The following is a 23480-nucleotide window of genomic DNA, read 5'->3' as shown; positions in this document are numbered from 1 at the left end:
TTGCGGCCACCCCGGCCCGCGGCCGCTCCGGGGCGGGCCCGATCATGTGGAGCAAGGCGCGGCACTCGCGCACAGCGGGCCTCGTTACCATGCGTGGACGCACAAACGACGACCACTGACACTCCGAGGGACGGGCGAGCGCGTTGGCCGAGGCGGCAGACATCCAGGGGGCGTCCCTCGCTCCTGCCCGGCGGCGCTGGCTGCGACGCGCGGTCGTCCTGCTCGCCGGGACGCCGGTGCTCGCCGGCCTGGTCTACTCGCACGTGCCCGAGGCCCAGGCCGCCGGCACCGCGGCCACCGCCGTCGACGTCCAGCTCGACGCCCTGGCACCGAGCGCGCCGGTCAAGGGCGACACCCTCACCATCTCGGGCACCGTGAAGAACAACGGCTCCGAGAAGATCACCGACGCACACGTGGGTCTGCGGGTCGGGCCGGCGCTCGGGGACCGCAGCTCCATCGACGAGGCCGCCGAGCGAGGCGCGTTCCGGGCGGGCACCGACCCGGCGGAAGTCGGCCCCGAGTTCGCCGTGAAGATCGATTCGCTGCCTTCGAAGGTCAGCCAGCCCTTCACCCTCAAGGTTCCGGTGAACAAGCTGGACCTGGACGAGGACGGCGTCTACCAGCTCGGCGTCTCCGTGTCCGGGGAGACCGAGAGCCGCCAGTACGAGCAGGTCCTCGGCATCAAGCGGACCTTCCTGCCCTGGCAGCCGGAGCCGGCCGCCAAGCGCTCCCAGCTCGCGTACGCCTGGCCGTTGATCTCCACCACGCACCTGACCTCGGAGACCGGCTCGGACGAGCTGCAGACCCCCGTCTTCCTCGACGACAGCCTCGCCGACGAGCTGCGGACCGGCGGCCGCCTGGAGCAGATGGTCACGCTCGGCAAGGACCTTCCCATCACCTGGGTCATCGATCCGGACCTGCTCTACACCGTCGACGCCATGACCAAGGGGTACCGGGTCCGCACCCCCGAGGGCCGGACAGTCCCGGGTAAGAACAAGGCCATCGCCGAGCAGTGGCTGAGCTCGCTGGAAAGCGCCGTCCAGGGCAAGAAGGTCGTCGCACTGCCCTTCGCGGACCCGGACATCGCCTCGCTCGCCCACCGCGGCAAGGACGTCTCCGGCACCCTGGGACAACTGCGGCCGGCCACGGACAAGGCGAAGCAGGCCGTCGAGACCGTCCTGCACGTCCCCGCGAGCACCGACTTCTCCTGGCCCGTGGACGGCGCCATCGACCCGTCGATCGTCAACGTCGCGACCTCGGCCGGTGCCCACAACGTCCTCACCCGCAGCGACAGCCTCCAGGAGACCGGCGCCCTCGGCTACACCCCGTCGGCCGCGCGGCCCATCGGCGCGGGCACCACGGCCGTCGTCGCCGACGCCGACCTCTCCACCGCGTTCCAGGGCGACATGCTCCGCGCCGGGAACTCCACCCTCGCGGTGCAGCAGTTCCTCGCCCAGACCCTCGCCCTGAACCTGCAGAAGACCGACAACCAGCGCAGCTTCGTCGTCGCTCCGCAGCGGATGCCCAGCGCCAGCCAGGCACAGACGATGGCCGCCGCCATCCGGGGTCTGCAGTCGGGCCGCTGGAGCCAGGGCGTGGACCTGGAGGCGGCCGCCGCGGCGACTCCCGACCCCCGCGCCGCCACCCAGGTCCCGGGCGCCGGCCAGTACCCCGAGGCGCTGAGCAAGCAGGAACTGCCGGTCTCCGCCTTCGAGAAGATCCGCACCACCGAGAACACGCTCGGCCACTTCAAGGTGATCCTGACCGCGCCCGACCGCGTCGAGATCCCCTTCGGCAACACCACCAACCGGGAGATGTCCTCCTCGTGGCGCGGCCGCCCCGACGCGGCCCGCGCCTACCGGGACCAGGTGCAGCAGTACCTGGTCCGGCTCACCGAGAAGGTCAAGATCATCCCGAAGTCCGACGCGACGCTCTCCGGACACAGCGCGACCATCCCGGTCACCGTCCAGAACAGCCTCGTCCAGGACACCCACAACCTGGTCCTGCGACTGCAGTCCGCCAACCCGACCCGGTTGATGTTCGGCGACAGCGGCGAGGCCCAGCAGGAAGTCGCGATCCAGGGCGGGCACAGCCAGACCGTGAAGTTCCCCGCCAACGCCACCGCGAGCGGCCCGGTCTCGGTGACGGCCCAGCTCTTCACCACCGACGGCGTGCCCTACGGAAAGGCCCGCAAGTTCACCGTCGAAGCCACCGAGGTGACCCCGACCGTCATGCTCGTCATCGCGGGCGGTGTCCTCCTCCTCGTGCTGGCCGGCATCAAGATGTACGCCAGCCGCAAGCGTGTCGCGGCACGCACCGCCGCAGAGGAGAGCACGCAGCAGAGTGACGAGTCCCCGGACACCGGACCGCAAAGCGCGGACCCGTCCGGCACGGGTGAGACAGTGGACCGTTGAGCGATGCCGTGGCCGGTCGGCCTGGGGACGATGAGGTGGGGTTTCGATGAACGCGCCGTACGAAGGTGACCGCGCGCAGGGCACTGGCGGGCCCGCGCCCTCCCAGGGCACTGCCCCCGGCGCCCCGGTGCCGGGGCAGGTTCCCGCGCCCGCGCCCGCGCCGGACCACGACCCCTATGTCCAGGACGCCTACGCCTACGACCCGTACCGGGCGCAGGACCTCTCCGCCCAGGATCCGGTGGCGGAGGTCCTCTACGACCGGGCCTCGCACCCGCCGCCACCGCCGGGCACCTTCCAGGAGCCCGGCCCGCTCTACGCCGCCCCGGCGGCCCCCTCCTACGCCCCGGACCCGCGGGTGTGGGCCCAGACCCCGCCGCCCGAGCCGGACGGCCCCTCCCGGCACCTTCCCTACGGCGACCACGCCACGACCACGCAGTTCGTCGGCGTGGACTCCCTCGTGACCAAGGCCGCCGACCAGGACCCCCGCCCCGACGCCTTCGCGCACCTCTACCGGGACCAGGACGCGGCGCCCCGCACGCCCGCCGAGGACGCGCCCGTGGCCGCCCCGGCACCGAGCAAGCCCGCCGGACGCGCCTCCAGCCTGCTCAAGTCCAGCGCCCTGATGGCCGCCGGCACGATCGTCTCCCGCATCACCGGCTTCCTGCGGACCCTGGTGATCGCCGGGGCGATCGGCGTCGCCACCCTCAACGACAGCTACCAGGTCGCCAACACCCTGCCGACGATGATCTACGTCCTGGTCGGCGGCGGCGCCCTCAACGCCGTCTTCATCCCGCAGCTCGTGCGCGCGATGAAGAACGACGAGGACGGGGGAGAGGCGTACGCCAACCGGCTGCTGACCCTCGTCATGGTCCTGCTGGGCGCCGTCACCGTGGTCTGCGTGCTCGCGGCCCCGCTGTTCATCGGCATGATGTCGCAGAAGATCGCCGACGACCCGGCCCGCCTGGACGTCGCCGTAGCCTTCGCCCACTACTGCCTGCCCACCATGTTCTTCATGGGCATGCACGTGGTCCTCGGTCAGATCCTCAACGCCCGCGGCCGGTTCGGCGCGATGATGTGGACCCCGGTCCTCAACAACATCGTCGTCATCGCCACCTTCGGCGCCTTCATCTGGGCCTTCGGCGGCTTCACCACCACGGGCGTCACCGAGGCCGGCATCACCCCCGAAGGCGTCCGGCTCCTGGGCCTCGGCACCCTCCTCGGCCTCGTCGTCCAGTCCCTGGCGATGCTTCCCTACCTGCGCGACGCCGGCTTCAAGCCGCGCCTGCGGTTCGACTGGAAGGGCCACGGCCTCGGCAAGGCCGCCGGCCTGGCCAAGTGGACGTTCTTCTTCGTCCTCGCCAACCAGCTCGGCCTCATCGTCGTCACCCAGCTCGCCACCTGGGCGGGCGAGGTGGCCGACAAGCAGGGCCACGGCGGTACCGGCATCACCGGCTACAACTACGCCCTGCTGCTCTGGCAGATGCCGCAGGCCATCATCACCGTCTCCGTCATGACCGCCGTCCTGCCGCGCATTTCCCGGTCCGCCCACGACGGCGACGCCGCCGCCGTCCGCGACGACATCTCCTACGGACTGCGCACCTCGGCCGTCGCGATCGTGCCCTGCGCCTTCGCGTTCCTCGCCCTCGGCGTCCCCATGGCAGGCCTGCTCTACGCCGGTTCCGGCACCCAGAGCGCCCAGAACATCGGCTTCATCCTGATGGCCTTCGGCCTCGGACTGATCCCCTACTCCGTCCAGTACGTGGTCCTGCGCGGCTTCTACGCCTACGAGGACACCCGGACGCCCTTCTACAACACGGTCATCGTGGCCGCCGTCAACGCGGGCATGTCCGCCGTCGCCTTCTTCGTGCTCCCCGCCCGCTGGGCCGTCGTCGGCATGGCCGCCGCCTACGGCCTCGGCTACGCCGTGGGCGTCGGTGTCGCCTGGCGCCGCCTGCGCACCCGCCTCGGCGGCGATCTCGACGGGGCGCACGTGATGCGCACCTACACCCGGCTCATCGGCGCCTGCGTCCCCGCCGCCGCCGTGGCCGGCGCCGTCGCCTTCGCCGTCCTGCACTACATCGGCAGCGGAGCCCTCGGTTCCCTCACCGCCCTGGTGGCCGGCGGCATCTCCCTGGCAGCGGTGTTCCTCGTCGCCGCCAAGCGGATGCGCATCGAAGAACTCAACGCCATGGTCGGGATGGTCCGCGGGCGCCTGGGGCGCTGATGCGTACAACCATCCTGTCCTCTGGCGTGTCGTGCAGATCGGTGGACTGTGGGCACAATTGGCATGGCTTCGCAGACTGGCCGACAGCGCGCAACGGATGGGGAGGCGGGGACGACGGTGGCGGAACGTAGCACGGCTGCCGTCGACGTGGCCGACAACAGCGGCGACGAGCCGCTGGCCGCGGAGACGGCCCAGGCCACGGCCGACGGGGTGGACACCCAGAACGGACAAGCCGCGGACGGAACCATGCCCGAGAAGGACGGCGAACGCAGGACCCCGGCACCTGCTGCCGCGCCCGAGCTGCACAGCGGCCACAAGCTGGCCAGACGCTACCGGCTCGAAGAATGCGTCACCCGTCTGGACGGATTCAGCAGCTGGCGCGCGATGGACGAGAAGCTGCGCCGGGCCGTGGGCGTCCACCTGCTGCCCGCCGACCACGCGCGGGCCCGCGCCGTCCTGGCCGCCGCCCGCTCCTCGGCCCTGCTCGGCGACCCCCGGTTCGTCCAGGTCCTCGACGCCGTGGAGGAGAACGACCTCGTCTACGTCGTCCACGAGTGGCTGCCCGACGCCACGGAGCTCACCGCGGTCCTCGCCGCCGGCCCCATGGAACCGCACGAGGCCTACCAGCTCGTCAGCCAGGTCTCCCAGGCCATGGCCGCCGCGCACCGCGAGGGCCTGGCACACCTGCGCCTGACCCCCAGCGCCATACTGCGCACCTCCACGGGCCAGTACCGCATCCGCGGCCTCGCCGTGAACGCCGCCCTGCGCGGCATCACCAGCGAGACCCCGCAACGCGCGGACACCGAGGCCATCGGCGCCCTCCTGTACGCCGCGCTGACCCAGCGCTGGCCGTACGAGAACGATGCCTACGGCCTCACCGGCCTGCCCAAGGGCGTCGGTCTCATCGCCCCCGACCAGGTCCGCGCGGGCGTGCACCGGGGGCTGGGCGAGCTGGCCATGCGCGCCCTCGCCAACGACGGAGCCACCGCCTCGCGGCAGGAGCCCGCCTGCACCACCCCGGAGGAGCTCTCCAAGGCGGTGGCCGCGATGCCCCGCATCCGCCCGCCGGAGCCCACCTTCACGGCCCCTCCGGAGTACCAGCACACCACGTACCAGCAGGGCAGCTACGGCAGGCCCCAGGGCCCCGGCATGCCCACTGCCCAGGTCCTCACCGTCGTCCCTCCGCCGCCGCCCCTGCAGAGCCGTACCGGCCGCGTCCTCAAGTGGGGCGTCGCGGCCCTGCTGATCGCCGCCCTCGGACTGGGCAGCTGGCAGCTGGCCGACACCCTGCTCAACCGGAACAACCAGGGCAGCAACAGCGGGAGCCAGAACTCCCAGCAGAAGCCCGAGGACATCGAGCAGAAGAAGGTACCGGTAACCCTGACCATCACCGGTGCACGCGAGTACGCACCCGACGACAAGCCCCAGGACGCGGGATCCGTCAAGAACACCTACGACGGGGATTCCTCCACGTACTGGCGCACCAAGTACTACCTCGACGGTCCCGATCTGAAGCCGTCCATCAAGACCGGCGTCGGCATCGTCTACGACCTCGGATCCGAGCAAGAGGTCACCAGTGCCTTCATAGCGCTGCGGTTCGCGGGCGACCACACCACCACCACGCTCTACGCGGCCAACTCCCTCGACCCTTCCGGCACGGTCTCCTCCATGCCGAAGCTGGCCACGGCCAAAACCTCCGACAGCAGCTTCACCCTGACCGTCGACAAGCCGGTCAAGACCCGGTACGTCCTGCTGTGGATGACCGCCATGCCGTGGGCTCCCGCCGAGGGCGGCAGCGGTGCCGGGTACAAGCAGGCCATCACCGACGTGAAGTTCACAGGCTGACCGGCAGCAGCGAAGGGGGCGGCGTTGGACGAGGCAACACCCATCGGCGGCCGCAGCGACCAGGAACTCCTGGCGCTGCACGCCGCCGGAGACCCGGACGCCTTCGGTGAGCTCGTACGCAGGCACCGCGACCGGCTCTGGGCCGTCGCCCTGCGCACCCTCGGCGACCGGGAGGAGGCCGCCGACGCCGTGCAGGACGCCCTCGTCTCCGCCTACCGGGCCGCGCACACCTTCCGCGGCGAATCAGCCGTCACGACCTGGCTGCACCGCATCACCGTGAACGCCTGCCTGGACCGGGCCCGCAAGGCCGCCTCCCGCAGGACGTCCCCCCTCGACGACACGGACCGCCTGGAGCGCCTCCTGGAGCCCCACGAGTCCGCCGAGGCTCCCGCGGAGCGCCAGGACCTCCACCGGCAGCTACTGGCCGCCCTGAGCACCCTCCCGGCCGATCAGCGGGCTGCCCTGGTCCTCGTCGACATGCAGGGCTACCCCGTCGCCGAGGCCGCCCACATCCTCGACGTCCCCGTCGGCACCGTGAAGAGCCGCTGCGCCCGCGGCAGGGCCAAACTCGTCCCGCTCCTCACTCATCTGCGCACGCATACCGGGGATAACACCGATACCGAGCGGGGAAGGAACCGGACACCGGGGACAACCGTCCCACCGGCGGCAGACCGCGGGGACCCGACCCCGGATCCCAACGCAGTGAAGGGCGGAGGTGGACGAGCGTGAACCCCACAACCGGCGCGACCGGCACGATCGGGCACCCCGACGTCTCGGAGATCTCCGAGCTGGCGGAAGGCCTCCTCTCCCCGTCCCGCACGGCGGAGGTACGCAGCCATCTCGGCGGCTGCCCCCTGTGCGCGGACGTCCGTGCCTCCCTGGAGGAGATCCGGGCCCTGCTCGGCACCCTGCCCGGCCCCGCCCGGATGCCCGCCGACGTCTCCGGCCGGATCGACGCGGCCCTCGCCGCCGAAGCACTCCTCGACGCCACCGCGCCGCACCGGGAGCCCGCGCCCGTCAGCCCCGCCCGAGAGGCGGACGAGCCCTCCGGTCCCGATGTTTCACGTGAAACACCCGCCTCCCCGCTCGGCGAAAGGATCGGCCTGCGGCCCTCCGGTCACCCGACCGGCGCAACCGGCCCCGGCCGGCGTCGCGCACGCCGCCGGATCGCCCTCGCGGGCGGGCTGCTCGCGGCCTGCGCCGCCGGCGTCCTGGTGTTCGGCCTGATGTCCGGCGACCGCCCCGCCCAGGACATGTCCGCGCGGGGAGACGCAACCACCGCGCAGTCCGGGTCCGGCACACCCGAGTACACCGCCCAGGGGCTCCCCGGCACGGTGCGCCAGCTCCTCGCGTCCGCCGCCCACGGAGACAAGGCGGCGGGGGAGCGGAACAACACCTTCGGAGTGGAGAACAGCCCGCCGTCCGAACCGAGCCTCGCCCCGGCCGACGGCGAGGCGCCCACGGCACCCGCCTGCGTCCAGGAGGCCACCGGCCGGACCGAGACCCCGCTCGGCTTCGAGTCCGGCACCTACGAGGGCAAGGACGTCTTCCTCCTCGTCCTGCCCCACCCCGGCGACCCCACCTCCGTGGACGCCTATCTCGTCGGCTCCGCCTGCGTCACCGACCCCTCAGCCGGGCCCGGAAAGCCGCTGCTCACCCGTACCTATCCCAGGAGCTGAGAGACCGGAAAGCCCGGGGGAACAACTCGGGAATGCGGGCGCCGTAGGATCCGTTGGGTGGGGTGAGAGTCCACACCGGCCCCCCGGTAGGCAGCAGTCAGTCCGCAGAGACGAGGAATCAACCCGTGAGCGACGTACGAAACGTGATCATCATCGGCTCCGGGCCGGCCGGTTACACGGCCGCCCTGTACACCGCACGCGCTTCGCTCAAGCCGCTGGTCTTCGAAGGTGCCGTCACCGCCGGTGGCGCGCTGATGAACACCACCGAGGTCGAGAACTTCCCCGGCTTCCAGGACGGCATCATGGGTCCGGACCTCATGGACAACATGCGCGGCCAGGCTGAGCGCTTCGGCGCCGAGCTGATCCCGGACGACGTCGTGGCCGTGGACCTCACCGGTGAGATCAAGACCGTCACCGACACCGCCGGCACCGTGCACCGCGCCAAGGCCGTGATCGTGACCACCGGTTCCCAGCACCGCAAGCTCGGCCTGCCCAACGAGGACGCCCTCTCCGGCCGCGGCGTCTCCTGGTGCGCGACCTGCGACGGGTTCTTCTTCAAGGAACACGACATCGCCGTGATCGGCGGCGGCGACACCGCGATCGAGGAAGCCACCTTCCTCTCCCGGTTCGCCAAGTCCGTCACGATCGTCCACCGCCGCGACTCCCTGCGCGCCTCCAAGGCCATGCAGGACCGCGCCTTCGCTGACCCGAAGATCAAGTTCGCCTGGGACAGCGAGGTCGCAGAGATCCACGGCGAGCAGAAGCTCACCGGCCTGACCCTGCGCAACACCAAGACCGGTGAGACCTCCGCCCTGCCCGTGACCGGCCTCTTCATCGCCGTCGGCCACGACCCGCGCACCGAGCTGTTCAAGGACCAGCTCGACCTCGACGCGGAGGGCTACCTCAAGGTCGACGCCCCCTCCACCCGCACCAGCCTCACCGGTGTGTTCGGCGCGGGCGACGTGGTCGACCACACCTACCGTCAGGCCATCACCGCCGCGGGCACGGGTTGCTCCGCGGCCCTCGACGCCGAGCGCTTCCTCGCCGCCCTCGCGGACGCCGAGAAGGCGCACGCGGCGGTCTGACACCCTCAAGCAGCACCACACCCCACTCCCCGCAGGAAAAGAAGGAGGCCGCTGTGGCCGGCACCCTCAAGACCGTCACCGACGCAAGCTTCGATGACGACGTCCTCAAGAGCGACAAGCCCGTCCTGGTGGACTTCTGGGCCGCCTGGTGCGGTCCGTGCCGCCAGATCGCCCCGTCCCTCGAGGCCATCGCCGCCGAATACGGTGACGAGATCGAGATCGTCAAGCTCAACATCGACGAGAACCCGGAGACGGCGGCCAAGTACGGCGTCATGTCCATCCCGACCCTGAACGTCTACCAGGGCGGCGAGGTCGTCAAGACCATCGTCGGCGCCAAGCCGAAGGCCGCCATCCTTCGCGACCTCGACGGCTTCGTCACCAGCAAGGCCTGACGCACCCGCGTCCGAGTCCGGACGCGATCGCGTGAAACGGGGCCGCCCCCTGCCAGGGGCGGCCCCGTCCGCATGTCGGGCCGCTCCGGGACCGGGGGGCTCCCGCCTCACAGCGGACGCAGCGCCGGTTCCTTCCGGGCCGCGCCCAGCAACCGGTCCAGGGCCAGCTCCACGTCTTCCTTCCACGACAGCGTGGACCGCAGCTCCAACCGCAGCCGGGGACGCGCCGGATGCGGGCGCACCGTCTTGAACCCCACGGCCAGCAGGTGGTCGGCCGGCAGCAGACAGGCCGGACCGTCCCACCGGGCGTCTCCGAAGGCCTCGATCGCCCGGAACCCCCTGCGCAGCAGATCCTTCGCCACCGTCTGGACCATCACCCGCCCCAGCCCCTGCCCCTGATACCCCGGCATGATCCACGAGGTGATGAGCTGTACGGCGTCCGGGGACACCGGGCTGGTCGGGAACGCGGTCGCACGCGGCACGTACGCCGGCGGCGCGTACAGAACGAAGCCCACGGGAACCTCGTCCACGTAGACCACCCGGCCGCACGAGCCCCACTCCAGGAGGACGGCGGAGATCCACGCCTCCTTCTCCTCGGCAGAGTTCCCCGCCTTCACGGCCGCCTCGCCGCTGACGGGGTCCAGCTCCCAGAAGACACAGGACCGGCAACGCCGGGGCAGGTCTTGAAGGTTGTCCAGCGTGAGCGGTACCAGCCGACGACCCATGACCGCATCGTATCCACAGCTCGAATCACCCGAAACCGCAACAAGGCAAAGGGGCGGGCCGCACCGGCTCACACCGGCACGACCCGCCCCCTGGCTGTGCGTTACTCCCCGGCAGCGCCCTGGTCCAGCACCCGGCCCTCGCCCGGCGCCAGGGTCCCCAGAATGCGCTCCAGGTCCTCCATCGACGCGAACTCGACGGTGATCTTGCCCTTCTTCTGGCCCAGATCCACCTTCACCCGCGTCTCAAACCGGTCCGACAACCGCGTCGCCAGCTCACTCAGCGCGGGAGCGACCCGGGCACCCGCCCGCGGGCCCTTCGACTTCACCGCACTCGGCGACTCCGAACCCATCAGCGCCACGATCTCCTCGACCGCACGCACCGAGAGCCCCTCGGCCACGATCCGGTGCGCCAGCCGGTCCTGCTCCTCGGAGTTGTCCACCGACAGCAGGGCCCGCGCGTGGCCCGCCGACAGCACACCCGCCGCCACCCGCCGCTGCACGGGCGGAGAGAGCTTCAGCAGACGCAGCGTGTTCGAGACCTGCGGACGGGAACGCCCGATCCGGTCCGCCAGCTGATCGTGCGTGCAGTTGAAGTCCTGGAGCAGCTGGTCGTACGCGGCCGCCTCCTCCAAGGGGTTCAGCTGCGCCCGGTGCAGGTTCTCCAGGAGCGCGTCCAGCAGCAGCTTCTCGTCGTCCGTGGCCCGGATGATCGCCGGAATACGGTTCAGGCCGGCCTCCCGGCACGCCCGCCAGCGCCGCTCGCCCATGATCAGCTCATAGCGGCCCGGGCCGGACTGGCGCACCACCACCGGCTGGAGCAGACCCACCTCCTGAATGGAGGTCACCAGCTCGGCCAGCGCGTCCTCGTCGAACACCTCGCGCGGCTGCCGCGGGTTCGGCGTGATGGAGTCCATCGGGAGCTCCGCGAACGTGGCCCCCGCCACCTCTCCGGCCTCCGGAGCGGCGACCGGCTCAGGCGCGCTCACGGACGCGGCCACCGCCGATGTTTCACGTGAAACATCGGCCTGCGCCAGCGAAGCCAGCTTCGCCGCCGCGATGCCCCGCTCAGAGGGCAGCACCGGCATCGCCGACGGAGACGTCGACCCGGCACCGATCACCGGCGGCACCTTCTCCTGGGGAGCCGCGGGAATCAGCGCGCCGAGCCCCCGCCCCAGACCCCTACGTCGCTCACTCACTGGATCCCCTCCGCCATGCTCTGCGTGTTGTTCATGCCCGCACCCTGATGGGGGTGCTGGGGGTCGTACTGGAATCCGGCCCCGCGCAGCGCGATCTCCCGCGCAGCCTCCAGATAGGAGAGGGAACCGCTGGAACCCGGGTCGTAGGTCAGCACCGTCTGCCCGTAGCTCGGAGCCTCGGAGATGCGGACCGACCGCGGGATGCTCGTGCGCAGCACCTCCTTGCCGAAGTGCGTGCGCACCTCCTCCGCCACCTGCGAGGCCAGCCGGGTCCTGCCGTCGTACATCGTCAGCAGGATCGTCGACACGTGCAGGGTCGGGTTCAGATGGGCCCGCACCAGGTCCACATTGCGCAGCAGCTGACCGAGACCCTCCAGCGCGTAGTACTCGCACTGGATCGGGATCAGCACCTCCGCGCCCGCGACCAGGGCGTTCACCGTCAGCAGGCCCAGCGAGGGCGGGCAGTCGATCAGGATGTAGTCGAGCGGCTGCTCGTACGCCTGGATGGCCCGCTGGAGACGGCTCTCCCGTGCCACGAGGGACACCAGCTCGATCTCCGCACCCGCGAGATCGATCGTGGCCGGCGCGCAGAAGAGGCCCTCCACGTCGGCCACCGGCTGGACGACCTCCATCAGCGGGCGGCTGTCCACGAGCACGTCGTAGATGGACGGCACGTCCGCGTGGTGGTCGATGCCCAGCGCCGTCGAGGCGTTGCCCTGCGGATCGAGGTCGACCACGAGGACCCGTGCGCCGTGCAGGGCCAGGGATGCGGCCAGGTTCACGGTCGACGTGGTCTTGCCCACGCCGCCCTTCTGGTTGGCCACCACCATGATCCGGGTCTTCGGGGGCCTGGGCAGGCCCTCACCCGCACGTCCCAGGGCCTCGACCGCGATCTGGGCGGCTCGGCCGATGGGCGTGTCTTCGTTGTCCACTAGGGGCGGGGCCGATGTTTCACGTGAAACATCGTCGCCCGGGGATTCAGAGCGGGGACCGGGGACCGGATCGGCCATCGGCCCCGCAAGGTTGGCGTCTGACCGCACGGTGTCACTCTCCTCGGCATCTGGCTCGCGATGAACAGAGCCTGCCATGTCACCGGGGTCGCGAACCAGCGGGGCCCGTACTCCTGTGGATGAATCCACCGATGTGGACAACTCCGTCCCCCCTTCGCCCTTGCGGAGACGGGGGGACGTAGCCGCACGACCGCGGCTGATGATTCCGTGCAGCAGAGAGCGACGTTTCACGTGAAACACGATGCCCGGACGGAGTCATCCGGCCGCTACGACACTCCGAAATCCATACCTATAGGGCGCAACACGCCCCACAACGCGGCTCAGCGCCGCCGTCGCGTCCGGCTGGTCCGGGCGGCCTTGGCCCGCTTCGCCGCGAACCGCACCCCGCCGGGGCTTTCCCCGACCTCGACCCGCACCACGGTGGAGAGCGGGTCCACGATCCCCTCGCCCACGTGCAGCACCGAGGTCTTCACCACACCGAGCTTGGTCAGCGCGGCCTTCGCCGCCACCAGTTCCTCGTCGGCGGTGTCGCCCTTCAGCGCCAGCATCTCGCCGTACGGGCGCAGCAGGGGTACGCCCCATCCGGCGAGCCGGTCCAGCGGAGCCACCGCGCGCGCCGTCACCACGTGCACCGGCTGGAGCTTGCCGAGGACTTCCTCGGCCCGCCCGCGCACCACCGTCACGTGGTCGAGCCCCAGCAGCTCCACGACCTCCTGGAGGAAGTTCGTGCGGCGCAGCAGCGGCTCCAGCAACGTGATCTTCAGGTCCCTGCGGACCAGGGCCAGCGGAATGCCGGGGAGGCCGGCGCCCGAACCCACGTCGCACACGGTGACGCCCTCGGGCACCACTTCCGAGAGCACGGCACAGTTCAGCAGGTGCCTCTCCCAGAGCCGCGGCACCTCGCGCGGCCCGATCAGGCCCCGCTTGACACCCGCGTCCGCCAGCAGCTCCGCGTACCGCACAGCTTCCGGGAAATGCTCGCCGAACACCGCACGCGCCTCTTCAGGTGCCTGGGGCGCTTCTTCGGGCATCGGGGGAAGCTCAGCTGCCTCCGTCACGGGGACCGTCCTTCCGTACCGCATGGTTGTGAACCCACGGCATCACTGCCGTCACTGCCAGGCTGACAAAGATCGGCCCCGCCTGCGAGACAGACGGGGCCGGACACTCAAGCTTCCGGTCAGGCCGGAAGTACGACGACGAAGCGCTGCGGCTCCTCGCCCTCGGACTCGCTCCGCAGACCGGCGGCGGCCACGGCGTCGTGGACGACCTTCCGCTCGAAGGGGGTCATCGGGTCCAGCTTCAAGGGCTCGCCGGACGTCTTCACGTCCTCCGCGGCCTTGGCGCCGAGCGCCGACAGCTCCTCGCGCTTCTTCGCCCGGAAGCCACCGATGTCCAGCATCAGCCGGCTGCGGTCCCCGGTCTCGCGGTGCACGGCGAGGCGGGTCAGCTCCTGCAGAGCCTCCAGCACCTCGCCGTCGCGGCCCACGAGCTTCTGCAGGTCGCGCGCGGAGTCGCTGACGATGGAGACAGAGGCGCGGTCGGCCTCGACGTCCATGTCGATGTCGCCGTCCAGGTCGGCGATGTCCAGCAGACCCTCAAGGTAGTCGGCCGCGATCTCACCCTCCTGCTCGAGGCGGGTCAGGGTGTCGCCACTCTCAGCGGCGGCGGTGGTGGTGCCTTCCGTCACGGGAGGGACTCCTTCTTACTTCTTGGGAGAGGGCTTGCTGGGGGGCGTCTGGCGCTGCGACTTCGACTGCCGCTTGGGCTGCTGCCGCTTCGGGGTACCACCGCCGGCCGCATCGGAGTCGACCGTCGCCTCGACGCTCTTCGCCACGGAGCCGTCCGCCTGCGCGGCCAGGCCCTGCTTGGTCAGACCGGTGATGAACTTGCGCTCGTTGTCGTTGCGGTCCGGGCCCTTGGCCACGATCGCCGCGACGATCTTCTTCTTGCCCCGGCTCTTGAGCTCGCCATGCGAGGTGATCTGCTTCAGCAGGCGCGTCAGGTACTGGTCCTGGGCCAGGCTGCCCGGGGTGGGGTTCCGGTTGATCACGAACATCTGCTGACCCATGGTCCACAGGTTCGTGGTCAGCCAGTAGACGAGGACACCGACGGGGAAGTTGATGCCCATGACCGCGAAGATCACGGGGAAGACGTACATCAGCATCTTCTGCTGCTGCATGAACGGCGTCTTGACCGAGAGGTCGACGTTCTTCTGCATCAGCTGGCGCTGCGTGTAGAACTGCGACAGCGACATCATCACGATCATGACCGCGGTGACGATCCGCACGTCGGTGATGTCGGCACCCAGAGCGGCGACCTTGTCCGCGCTGTCCGTGAACTTGGACGCCAGCGGGGCACCGAAGATGTGCGCGTTACGCGCGCTCTCCAGCAGCGGGCCGTCGATCTTGCCGATCGGCGTGCCGTTGGCGATGGAGGCGAGCACGTGGTAGAGCGCGAAGAAGAACGGGGACTGCGCCAGGATGGGAAGGCACGAGGAGAGCGGGTTGGTACCCGTCTCCTTGTACAGCTTCATCATCTCTTCGGACTGGCGCTGCTTGTCGTTCTTGTAGCGCTCCTGGATCGCCTTCATCTTCGGCTGGATCGCCTGCATGCCGCGCGTCGCCTTGATCTGCTTCACGAAGAGCGGGATCAGGCAGATACGGATCAAGACCACCAAGGAGACGATGGACAGGCCCCAGGCCCAGCCACTGTCCGCGCCGAACATCGCACCGTACAGCTTGTGGAACTGAACGATGATCCACGAGACGGGCGTGGTGATAAAGGTGAACCAACTGGCAATCGTGTCCACTAATCAAGCTCCTTGAGCATTGCGAGATCTACGCAACGCACTGCGCAGCTGCTCGTGCCAACGCGGGCGTTTCCGGGGTGGGACGTGATCCACGCCACCCGGGGACCACGGATTGCACCGCAGGATCCGCCAGGCGGTCAGAGCCGTCCCCTTCACCGCACCATGCCGGTCGATGGCCGTGTACCCGTAGTGCGAACACGAGGGGTAGTAGCGGCACACCGGCCCGAGCAGCGGACTGATCGTCCACTGGTACAGCTTGATCAATGCGAGCAGCGGGTACTTCATCGAGCCACGCCTCCCAAGAGCCGCAGCAGTGCGGCATCGAGGTCCCGGGCCAGCTCGTCGAGACCGGCATCACCCGCTCCGGGCAGAGCCCGTACCACCATCAGGCTACCTTCGGGCAGCTGGGACAGCCGCTCGCGGACGAGATGGCGCAAACGGCGCTTGACCCGGTTGCGTACGACGGCGATGCCGACAGCCTTGCTGACGACGAAACCCGCACGCGTCGAGGGATCGATCTCCCCCGGCTCGTGCGGGTCCGTTGCACCGCTTGTACGTAGGTGGACGACGAGGAGCGGGCGACCAGCCCGACGACCTCGACGTACCGCGCTCGCGAAGTCCTCGCGCCGCCTCAGCCGATTTTCGGGAGACAGCACGACGTCACGATCCGCCCGTCAGTTACGCGGAGAGGGCGGCGCGGCCCTTGCCACGACGGTTCGCGAGAATCGCGCGACCGGCACGGGTACGCATCCGCAGGCGGAAGCCGTGGGTCTTGGCACGACGGCGGTTGTTCGGCTGGAAGGTGCGCTTGCTCACTCGGGGGCTCCAGAGAATAAATCGTTTAGGCGGGACATCGCCTGGCTGTCACCGTGCGCCCACGAGGAGAAAACTCGCGTGTTCGCCCGAGTGGCACCGCAAAACGATCACAACCAGTGATCTTCGCCCATCGGTAGGCAGGCGGCAGCAGCCATCGACAACTCGACCTCGTTACGGTACGCGCGGCTACGCCATCCGGTCAAACCGAGCCGACGGTGCCCCACACTGTGCACAGGCTGTGGACAACGACTTGAACCGTACCCGCTGGCCTGACTACCGTTGCCTGACCCTGGTTTTTTTGTCCCGACCGTCCCAAAGAACCACACATTCGTGGGACCCCCCTCTGAGAGAGCGTGCTCTGTGGCTGACGTACCTGCCGATCTTGCCGCAGTGTGGCCAAGGGTGCTCGAAGGGCTCCTCGGGGAGGGACAGAACAGCATCGAGCCCAAGGACAAGCAGTGGGTCGAGCGCTGTCAGCCCCTGGCCCTGGTGGCGGACACCGCGCTGCTCGCCGTCCCCAATGAATACGGCAAGCGGATCCTCGAGGGCCGGCTCGCTCCGCTCATCAGCGACGCCCTCAGCCGCGAGTGCGGCCGCCCCATCCGGATCGCCATCACGGTCGACGACTCCGCCGGCGAACCCTCGCCCCCGGCCCCGTCCGCTTCTTCCTCCCGCGACGGCTACGAACCGTACGGCGGCCAGCGCCCCGGCGGGCACACCGGTCCCATGGGTCACACGGGCCCCGGCGGCCACACCGGCCCCGCCGACGACCAGCTCCCCAACGCCCGCCCCGCCTACCCGGACTACCAGCAGCAGCGCTCCGAGCCCGGTGCCTGGCCCCGCGGCGGCCAGCAGGACGACTACGGCTGGCAGCAGCCCCGCCTCGGCGGCTTCCCCGAGCGCGACCCGTACGCCTCCCCGCAGCCGGGCTACATGCAGCAGTCCGAGCCCTCCTCCTACGACCAGGGCTCCTACGAACAGCAGAAGTACGAGCAGCAGCAGTACGACGGTCAGCAGCAGCGGTCCTCCCGTCAGTACGAGCAGCAGCAGTACGAGCAGTCCGCCCCGCGCCCGGCGCCCAGCCGGCCCGCGCCCTCGGCGCCGTCCGGCGGTTCCACCTCGGGACCGCTGGAGCCGACCGCCCGGCTGAACCCCAAGTACCTCTTCGACACCTTCGTCATCGGCGCCTCCAACCGCTTCGCGCACGCCGCCGCGGTGGCCGTCGCCGAGGCGCCGGCGAAGGCGTACAACCCGCTCTTCATCTATGGAGAGTCGGGCCTCGGCAAGACGCACCTGCTGCACGCCATCGGGCACTACGCGCGGAGCCTCTACCCCGGCACCCGGGTGCGGTACGTGAGCTCCGAGGAGTTCACCAACGAGTTCATCAACTCGATCCGCGACGGCAAGGGCGACGCGTTCCGCAAGCGCTACCGCGAGATGGACATCCTGCTCGTCGACGACATCCAGTTCCTCGCGAGCAAGGAGTCGACGCAGGAGGAGTTCTTCCACACCTTCAACACGCTCCACAACGCCAACAAGCAGATCGTGCTCTCCTCCGACCGGCCGCCCAAGCAGCTCGTCACCCTGGAGGACCGGCTCCGCAACCGCTTCGAGTGGGGTCTGATCACCGACGTCCAGCCGCCCGAGCTGGAGACCCGCATCGCGATCCTGCGCAAGAAGGCCGTTCAGGAGCAGCTCAATGCCCCGCCGGAGGTGCTGGAGTTCATCGCCTCCCGCATCTCGCGCAACATCCGCGAGCTGGAGGGGGCGCTGATCCGGGTCACGGCCTTCGCGAGCCTGAACCGGCAGCCGGTGGACCTGGGCCTGACCGAGGACGTACTGAAGAACCTGATCCCCGGCGGCGAGGACAGCGCGCCCGAGATCACGGCGACGGACATCATGGCCGCCACCGCCGACTACTTCGGGCTGACCGTGGACGACCTGTGCGGCTCCTCGCGCAGCCGCGTACTGGTCACCGCCCGGCAGATCGCCATGTACCTGTGCCGGGAGCTCACGGACCTCTCGCTGCCCAAGATCGGGGCACAGTTCGGCGGCCGCGACCACACCACCGTCATGCACGCGGACCGCAAGATCCGCGCCCTGATGGCGGAACGCCGCTCCATCTACAACCAGGTAACCGAGCTCACCAACCGCATCAAGAACGGCTGACGCCGGCTCTGTGTACGTGCCGTACGGGTGCCTGCGAGGCCCCTTCAAACGCTGTGAGAGGGCGCTCCCGGGTCACTTCGGGGGCGCCCTTCTTCGTGCGTGCGCCTCCAACCTGTTCGAATACGCCCCCTCGGAGGCAACTCATCCACAGATTGGGCGACTTTCTTCCGTCCACACCCTGGGGACGGGCCGCGCCGCCCACAAAACTGTCCACAGGGCCCAGGTGTGAGGCACCATCAGGGCTGGTCAGGCCCCTGTGGATTTGTGCGCAACGACTATCCACAGGCTGTGGACGAAATATTCATCCACAGGTCCGTCCACCGGGTTGTCCACCGGTGGTCCACAGCTTCCCGGGTCCTGTGCACAGGATCAGACGACTTCCCCACACCGTTGTCCACTGTTCGGCAACCAGGAGGCCCCCGTCACCGCCCCGAGTGAAAGCGGTCACACCGAAGTCGACGTTTGGGTTGTGGAGTACTCGGGAAAACCTGGGGACACACCTGTGGAGTAGTCGGGGTCATCTGGGGATGGCCTGTGCAGAAGTTTTCGTTCTCCACAGAGGCGCCTGGTTGTCCACCGGTGTCGCCCACAGGGTGTGTGCATAAAAAACGCGGGCTGACCTGCAAAAACACTGTTATCCACCGTTTCCACAGGCCCTACTACTACCCCCATAGAGAGTTAGCCCGGTTTCGGTTTTCAAGCGGGTCCTGTGCACAACTCCGTGGATCGCCCTCCCCGACACCTCGCTCCCGACTTGACCGCCGGCAGCGACGACTGTCGGCGCCGTACGTCAGACTGGTCCCCGGCATCGGTCGAGGCATCGACGAGCCGACGACGAAGGCCGGCAGACGAGCGAGCAACAGCAGGAGGCGGTTTCCGGTGAAGATCCGGGTGGAGCGCGACGTACTCGCGGAGGCGGTGGCCTGGGCTGCTCGTAGCCTCCCGGCCCGGCCGCCGGTGCCCGTTCTCGCGGGCCTGCTGCTGAAGGCCGAGGAGGGCAAGCTGTCCCTCTCCGGCTTCGACTACGAGGTCTCGGCCCGCGTCTCCGTCGAGGCGGACGTCGAGGAGGACGGCACCGTCCTGGTCTCCGGCCGACTGCTCGCCGACATCTGCCGCGCCCTCCCCAACCGCCCGGTGGAGATTTCCACAGACGGTGTACGGGCGACCGTGGTCTGCGGCTCCTCGCGATTCACACTCCACACCCTGCCTGTGGAGGAATACCCGGCCCTGCCGACGATGCCCACCGCGACCGGCACCGTGCCCGGCGAGGTCTTCGCCTCCGCCGCCGCCCAGGTCGCCATCGCCGCGGGCCGCGACGACACGCTGCCCGTGCTGACCGGTGTCCGCATCGAGATCGAGGGCGACAAGGTCACCCTGGCCTCCACCGACCGCTACCGCTTCGCGGTCCGCGAGTTCCTGTGGAAGCCCGAGGACCCCGAGGCCTCGGCCGTGGCCCTGGTGCCCGCCAAGACCCTCCTGGACACCGCCAAGTCGCTCACCAGCGGCGACACGGTCACCATCGCGCTGTCGGGCTCCGGCCAGGGCGAGGGCCTCATCGGCTTCGAGGGCGCCGGCCGCCGCACCACCACCCGCCTCCTCGAGGGCGACCTGCCGAAGTACCGCACGCTGTTCCCGACGGAGTTCAACTCGGTCGCCGTGATCGAGACCGCCCCGTTCGTCGAGGCCGTCAAGCGCGTGGCCCTCGTCGCCGAGCGCAACACCCCGGTCCGCCTCAGCTTCGAGCAGGGCGTGCTGATCCTTGAGGCCGGCTCCTCCGACGACGCACAGGCTGTGGAGCGCGTCGACGCGAAGCTGGAGGGCGACGACATCTCGATCGCCTTCAACCCGACCTTCCTGCTGGACGGCCTGAGCGCGATCGACTCGCCGGCCGCGCAGCTGAGCTTCACCACGTCCACCAAGCCGGCGCTGCTCAGCGGCCGCCCGGCGGTCGACGCCGAGGCCGACGAGGCGTACAAGTACCTGATCATGCCGGTCCGCCTCTCCGGCTGAGACCGGGAAACGACGCGGCAAGCCCCTCGGGCCCGGCCCCGCTTCCCGCGGGACCGGGCCCGAGGGCGTTCCGCCTCCCGCCGGCGAAGCCCCGTAGAAGCCCCACAGGGGCCCCGGGGCGGTCCTGCAGGAGCCCGTACGGAGCCTCGGGCGCGGCCCGCGCGGTGCCTCGGCGCCGACACCCGGAGTGCCCGTGGGGCCGGGCGCCGCGGCCCGGCGTAGGCTCGGCACGGGGGGATGTCCCCGGGCAGGGGAGCACCCCGGCACAGACGGCCACAACGCTTAAGGAACCACCTGATGGAGCTTGGTCTCGTCGGTCTCGGCAAGATGGGCGGCAACATGCGCGAGCGCATCCGCCGCGCCGGCCACACCGTCATCGGATACGACCGCAACCCGGACCTCGCCGATGTCCACAGCCTGTCGGAACTTGTGGACAGCCTGCAGGCCCCCCGCGTGGTGTGGGTGATGGTCCCGGCCGGCGCGGCGACCCAGTCCACCGTGGACGAGCTCGCCGGCCTGCTCTCGCCCGGCGACATCGTCGTCGACGGCGGCAACTCCCGCTGGACCGACGACGAGAAGCACGGCGCCGAACTGGCCGCCAAGGGCATCGGCTTCGTCGACTGCGGAGTCTCGGGCGGCGTCTGGGGCCTGGAGAACGGCTACGCGCTGATGTACGGCGGCGACAAGGAGCACGTCGCGGCCGTCCAGCCGATCTTCGACGCCCTCAAGCCCGAGGGCGAGTTCGGCTCCGTGCACGCGGGCAAGATCGGTGCCGGCCACTTCGCGAAGATGGTCCACAACGGCATCGAGTACGCCATGATGCAGGCCTACGCCGAGGGCTGGGAGCTCCTGGAGAAGGTCGACTCGGTCACCGACGTCCGCGAGGTGTTCCGGTCCTGGCAGGAGGGCACGGTCATCCGTTCCTGGCTGCTGGACCTGGCCGTGAACGCGCTGGACGAGGACGAGCACCTGCAGCAGCTGCGCGGCTTCGCGCAGGACTCCGGCGAGGGCCGCTGGACGGTCGAGGCCGCGATCGACAATGCCGTGCCGCTGCCCGCGATCACGGCCTCGCTCTTCGCGCGCTTCGCGTCCCGCCAGGACGACTCCCCGCAGATGAAGATGATCGCCGCGCTGCGCAACCAGTTCGGCGGCCACGCGGTCGAGAAGAAGTAATCCACAACCGCTCCACAGGTCCACAAGTCCACAGGCCGCACTCCGGATGTGCACAGCCTGTGGAGCGGAGCACGGCAGAGCAGCAGGAAGCCGGGGGAGGTCGGCGCCACATGCACGTTTCGCATCTCTCGTTGGCCGACTTCCGCTCGTACGCCCGGGCCGAGGTTCCCCTCGACCCGGGCGTCACCGCTTTCGTCGGCCCCAACGGGCAGGGCAAGACCAACCTCGTCGAGGCGATCGGATACCTCGCGACCCTCGGCAGCCACCGCGTCTCCGCGGACGCCCCGCTCGTACGGATGGGCGCCGAGCGCGCCGTCATCCGGGCCGCGGTCACCCAGGGCGAGCGGCAGCAGCTCGTGGAGCTGGAGCTGAACCCGGGCCGCGCCAACCGGGCCCGGATCAACAGGTCCTCGCAGGTCAGGCCGCGGGACGTGCTGGGCATCGTGCGCACGGTGCTGTTCGCCCCCGAGGACCTGGCGCTGGTCAAGGGCGACCCCGGGGAGCGGCGCCGGTTCCTCGACGAGCTCGTCACGGCCCGCTCGCCGCGCATGGCGGCCGTCCGCTCGGACTACGAGCGGGTGCTCAAGCAGCGCAACACCCTGCTGAAGTCGGCGGCGATGGCCCGCCGGCACGGCGGCCGCTCCCTGGACCTGTCCACGCTCGACGTGTGGGACCAGCACCTGGCGCGCACGGGCGCGGAACTGCTGGCCCACCGGCTCGACCTGATCGCGACCCTGCTGCCGCTGGCGGACAAGGCGTACGAGCAGCTCGCGCCCGGCGGCGGCCCGCTCGCCGTGGCCTACAAGTCCTCCGCGGGCGAGCAGGTGGACAGCGGCGAGGCGCGCACCCGCGAGGCCCTGTACGAGGTGCTCCTCGGCTCGCTGGCCGAGGTGCGCAAGCAGGAGATCGAGCGCGGGGTGACCCTGGTGGGCCCGCACCGCGACGACGTGGTGCTGCGCCTCGGCGAGCTGCCGGCCAAGGGGTACGCGAGCCACGGCGAGTCCTGGTCCTACGCGCTGGCCCTGCGGCTGGCCTCCTACGAGCTGCTGCGCTCGGAGGGCAGCGAGCCGGTGCTGATCCTCGACGACGTGTTCGCGGAGCTGGACGCACGGCGCCGGGAGCGGCTGGCGGAGCTGGTGGCGCCCGGAGAGCAGGTGCTGGTGACGGCGGCGGTGGACGACGACGTGCCCGGGGTGCTGGTCGGGACCCGGTTCGCGGTGTCCGGCGGGGAGGTGACCCGGCTGTGAGCGGCAAGGAACAGGAGCCCCCGCAGACCCCCCGGCAGGACCCGCCGCGCAAGGCGGCCGAACCCTCCGGCGTGGACCTGGCGCGCCAGGCGCTGGCGGCGGCGCGCGAGCAGGCGCGGGCCCGCGGCAACGCGGCGCAGAACAAGAAGGGCCGCTACCAGCCGGGCCTGCGCTCGGGTGCCCGGGCGGACGGCCGGGACCCGATGCCGCTGATGGCGGCGCTGGACCGGCTGCGCACGGAGCGCGGCTGGGAGATGCCGATGGCGGTGGCGGGCGTGATGGAGCGCTGGCCGGAGATCGTCGGGCAGGACATCGCCACGCACTGCGTGCCGGACCGGTACGAGGACCGCGAGCTGGTGGTGCGCTGCGATTCCTCGGCGTGGGCGGCGCAGCTGAAGCTGCTGGCCCCGCAGCTGGTGGCGCGGCTCAACGCGGACCTGGGGCAGGGCACCGTCCGGCTGATCAAGGTCCACGGGCCGGGCGGCGGGCCGAAGCGGTACGGGCCCTGGCGGGCGCCGGGGAGCACCGGCCCGGGGGACACCTACGGGTGAGCAAGGGAGCCGACCCGGCGCGGTCCGACCGCGTGCGGGCGGCTTCGCATGCCCGCCGGCGCGGGCACCCGTACGGGTGAGTAGGGATCGGGCGGTCACCCGTACGGACGGCTGTGCGGGTGGTGTCCCTCACGG

Annotated in this window: 21 protein-coding genes; 12 read left to right on the top strand and 9 right to left on the bottom strand. The window is 70.3% G+C overall.

Annotated elements, in window-relative coordinates; genetic code table 11:
• The first annotated feature begins 143 nt into the window (after positions 1-143).
• The 7 genes from ACE1OC_RS20710 to trxA all read left to right on the top strand — a co-directional run bounded on the left by ACE1OC_RS20710 (position 144) and on the right by trxA (position 9639).
• Positions 144-2414: a DUF6049 family protein gene (locus ACE1OC_RS20710; protein WP_407838258.1), complete on the top strand. Its 2271-nt coding sequence runs from the start codon at positions 144-146 to the stop codon at positions 2412-2414.
• Positions 2415-2460: 46 nt separating this feature from the next.
• Positions 2461-4638: a murein biosynthesis integral membrane protein MurJ gene (gene murJ, locus ACE1OC_RS20705; RefSeq protein ID WP_407838257.1), complete on the top strand. Its 2178-nt coding sequence runs from the start codon at positions 2461-2463 to the stop codon at positions 4636-4638.
• Between the two features lie 117 nt (positions 4639-4755).
• Positions 4756-6483: a protein kinase family protein gene (locus ACE1OC_RS20700; protein WP_407838256.1), complete on the top strand. Its 1728-nt coding sequence runs from the start codon at positions 4756-4758 to the stop codon at positions 6481-6483.
• Positions 6484-6507: 24 nt separating this feature from the next.
• Entirely contained in the window at positions 6508-7212 is a 705-nt protein-coding gene (gene sigM / locus ACE1OC_RS20695; protein ID WP_407838255.1) for an RNA polymerase sigma factor SigM, read from the top strand.
• On the top strand, positions 7209-8162 hold the full coding sequence (locus tag ACE1OC_RS20690) for an anti-sigma factor family protein (RefSeq protein WP_407838254.1): 954 nt from the start codon (positions 7209-7211) through the stop codon (positions 8160-8162). Before sigM ends, ACE1OC_RS20690 begins: the two co-directional genes overlap by 4 nt.
• A 125-nt stretch (positions 8163-8287) precedes the next feature.
• Complete coding sequence (gene trxB, locus ACE1OC_RS20685) at positions 8288-9247, top strand: thioredoxin-disulfide reductase (protein ID WP_407838253.1); 960 nt, start codon at positions 8288-8290, stop codon at positions 9245-9247.
• Positions 9248-9300: 53 nt separating this feature from the next.
• A complete protein-coding gene (gene trxA, locus ACE1OC_RS20680; RefSeq protein ID WP_250738630.1) occupies positions 9301-9639 on the top strand; it encodes a thioredoxin in 339 nt (112 codons plus the stop codon).
• A 107-nt stretch (positions 9640-9746) separates the two neighbouring features.
• On the opposite strand, the gene ACE1OC_RS20675 is transcribed toward trxA, so the two are convergent.
• The 9 genes from ACE1OC_RS20675 to rpmH all read right to left on the bottom strand — a co-directional run bounded on the left by ACE1OC_RS20675 (position 9747) and on the right by rpmH (position 16195).
• A complete protein-coding gene (locus tag ACE1OC_RS20675; protein ID WP_407838252.1) occupies positions 9747-10364 on the bottom strand; it encodes a GNAT family N-acetyltransferase in 618 nt (205 codons plus the stop codon).
• A 101-nt stretch (positions 10365-10465) separates the two neighbouring features.
• Positions 10466-11560: a ParB/RepB/Spo0J family partition protein gene (locus ACE1OC_RS20670; protein WP_407838251.1), complete on the bottom strand. Its 1095-nt coding sequence runs from the start codon at positions 11558-11560 to the stop codon at positions 10466-10468.
• Positions 11557-12648 (bottom strand): ParA family protein, encoded by a 1092-nt coding sequence (locus ACE1OC_RS20665; RefSeq protein WP_266956733.1) that lies wholly within the window; start codon positions 12646-12648, stop codon positions 11557-11559. The genes ACE1OC_RS20670 and ACE1OC_RS20665 overlap by 4 nt, the downstream gene beginning before the upstream one ends.
• Positions 12649-12890: 242 nt before the next feature.
• Positions 12891-13601 carry a 16S rRNA (guanine(527)-N(7))-methyltransferase RsmG gene (rsmG, locus tag ACE1OC_RS20660; protein ID WP_407838250.1) on the bottom strand — a complete coding sequence of 237 codons (711 nt, stop codon included), beginning with the start codon at positions 13599-13601 and terminating at the stop codon, positions 12891-12893.
• A gap of 146 nt (positions 13602-13747) precedes the next feature.
• Entirely contained in the window at positions 13748-14257 is a 510-nt protein-coding gene (locus ACE1OC_RS20655; protein WP_407838249.1) for a protein jag, read from the bottom strand.
• A 15-nt stretch (positions 14258-14272) separates the two neighbouring features.
• Complete coding sequence (gene yidC, locus ACE1OC_RS20650) at positions 14273-15379, bottom strand: membrane protein insertase YidC (protein WP_407838248.1); 1107 nt, start codon at positions 15377-15379, stop codon at positions 14273-14275.
• A gap of 3 nt (positions 15380-15382) precedes the next feature.
• The gene (gene yidD / locus ACE1OC_RS20645) at positions 15383-15664 is read right to left on the bottom strand and encodes a membrane protein insertion efficiency factor YidD (RefSeq protein WP_076043740.1); all 282 of its coding nucleotides are present in this window, start codon (positions 15662-15664) and stop codon (positions 15383-15385) included.
• A complete protein-coding gene (gene rnpA / locus ACE1OC_RS20640) occupies positions 15661-16035 on the bottom strand; it encodes a ribonuclease P protein component (RefSeq protein WP_250738642.1) in 375 nt (124 codons plus the stop codon). The genes yidD and rnpA overlap by 4 nt, the downstream gene beginning before the upstream one ends.
• Before the next feature lie 22 nt (positions 16036-16057).
• Positions 16058-16195, bottom strand: a complete 138-nt coding sequence (rpmH, locus tag ACE1OC_RS20635) for a 50S ribosomal protein L34 (RefSeq protein WP_008741645.1) — start codon at positions 16193-16195, stop codon at positions 16058-16060.
• A 360-nt stretch (positions 16196-16555) separates the two neighbouring features.
• Here rpmH and dnaA point away from each other — a divergent pair, with 360 nt between their 5' ends.
• From dnaA to ACE1OC_RS20610, 5 genes are all read left to right on the top strand, one after another.
• Positions 16556-18364, top strand: coding sequence for a chromosomal replication initiator protein DnaA (gene dnaA, locus ACE1OC_RS20630; RefSeq protein WP_407838247.1), 1809 nt, complete (start codon positions 16556-16558; stop codon positions 18362-18364).
• A gap of 879 nt (positions 18365-19243) precedes the next feature.
• Complete coding sequence (gene dnaN / locus ACE1OC_RS20625) at positions 19244-20374, top strand: DNA polymerase III subunit beta (protein WP_243331110.1); 1131 nt, start codon at positions 19244-19246, stop codon at positions 20372-20374.
• A 297-nt stretch (positions 20375-20671) separates the two neighbouring features.
• Positions 20672-21547, top strand: a complete 876-nt coding sequence (gene gnd, locus ACE1OC_RS20620; RefSeq protein ID WP_407838246.1) for a phosphogluconate dehydrogenase (NAD(+)-dependent, decarboxylating) — start codon at positions 20672-20674, stop codon at positions 21545-21547.
• Between the two features lie 110 nt (positions 21548-21657).
• Positions 21658-22794: a DNA replication/repair protein RecF gene (gene recF / locus ACE1OC_RS20615; protein WP_407838245.1), complete on the top strand. Its 1137-nt coding sequence runs from the start codon at positions 21658-21660 to the stop codon at positions 22792-22794.
• Entirely contained in the window at positions 22791-23345 is a 555-nt protein-coding gene (locus tag ACE1OC_RS20610) for a DUF721 domain-containing protein (protein ID WP_407838244.1), read from the top strand. Before recF ends, ACE1OC_RS20610 begins: the two co-directional genes overlap by 4 nt.
• Positions 23346-23480 lie beyond the last annotated feature (135 nt).

The organism is Streptomyces stoeckheimensis (genome assembly GCF_045822005.1).
In the GTDB taxonomy this organism is placed as follows: Bacteria; Actinomycetota; Actinomycetes; order Streptomycetales; family Streptomycetaceae; genus Streptomyces; species Streptomyces stoeckheimensis.
This window is presented reverse-complemented; position numbering and strand designations above follow the sequence as displayed.

What these genes read in the sequence shown, in the direction of transcription:
- murJ (WP_407838257.1), top strand. Translation starts at nt 2,461, where the DNA reads ATGAACGCGCCGTACGAAGGTGACCGCGCGCAGGGCACTGGCGGGCCC.
- ACE1OC_RS20675 (WP_407838252.1), bottom strand. Translation starts at nt 10,364, where the DNA reads ATGGGTCGTCGGCTGGTACCGCTCACGCTGGACAACCTTCAAGACCTG.
- ACE1OC_RS20665 (WP_266956733.1), bottom strand. Translation starts at nt 12,648, where the DNA reads ATGGCAGGCTCTGTTCATCGCGAGCCAGATGCCGAGGAGAGTGACACC.
- rsmG (WP_407838250.1), bottom strand. Translation starts at nt 13,601, where the DNA reads ATGCCCGAAGAAGCGCCCCAGGCACCTGAAGAGGCGCGTGCGGTGTTC.
- yidD (WP_076043740.1), bottom strand. Translation starts at nt 15,664, where the DNA reads ATGAAGTACCCGCTGCTCGCATTGATCAAGCTGTACCAGTGGACGATC.
- gnd (WP_407838246.1), top strand. Translation starts at nt 20,672, where the DNA reads ATGGAGCTTGGTCTCGTCGGTCTCGGCAAGATGGGCGGCAACATGCGC.
- recF (WP_407838245.1), top strand. Translation starts at nt 21,658, where the DNA reads ATGCACGTTTCGCATCTCTCGTTGGCCGACTTCCGCTCGTACGCCCGG.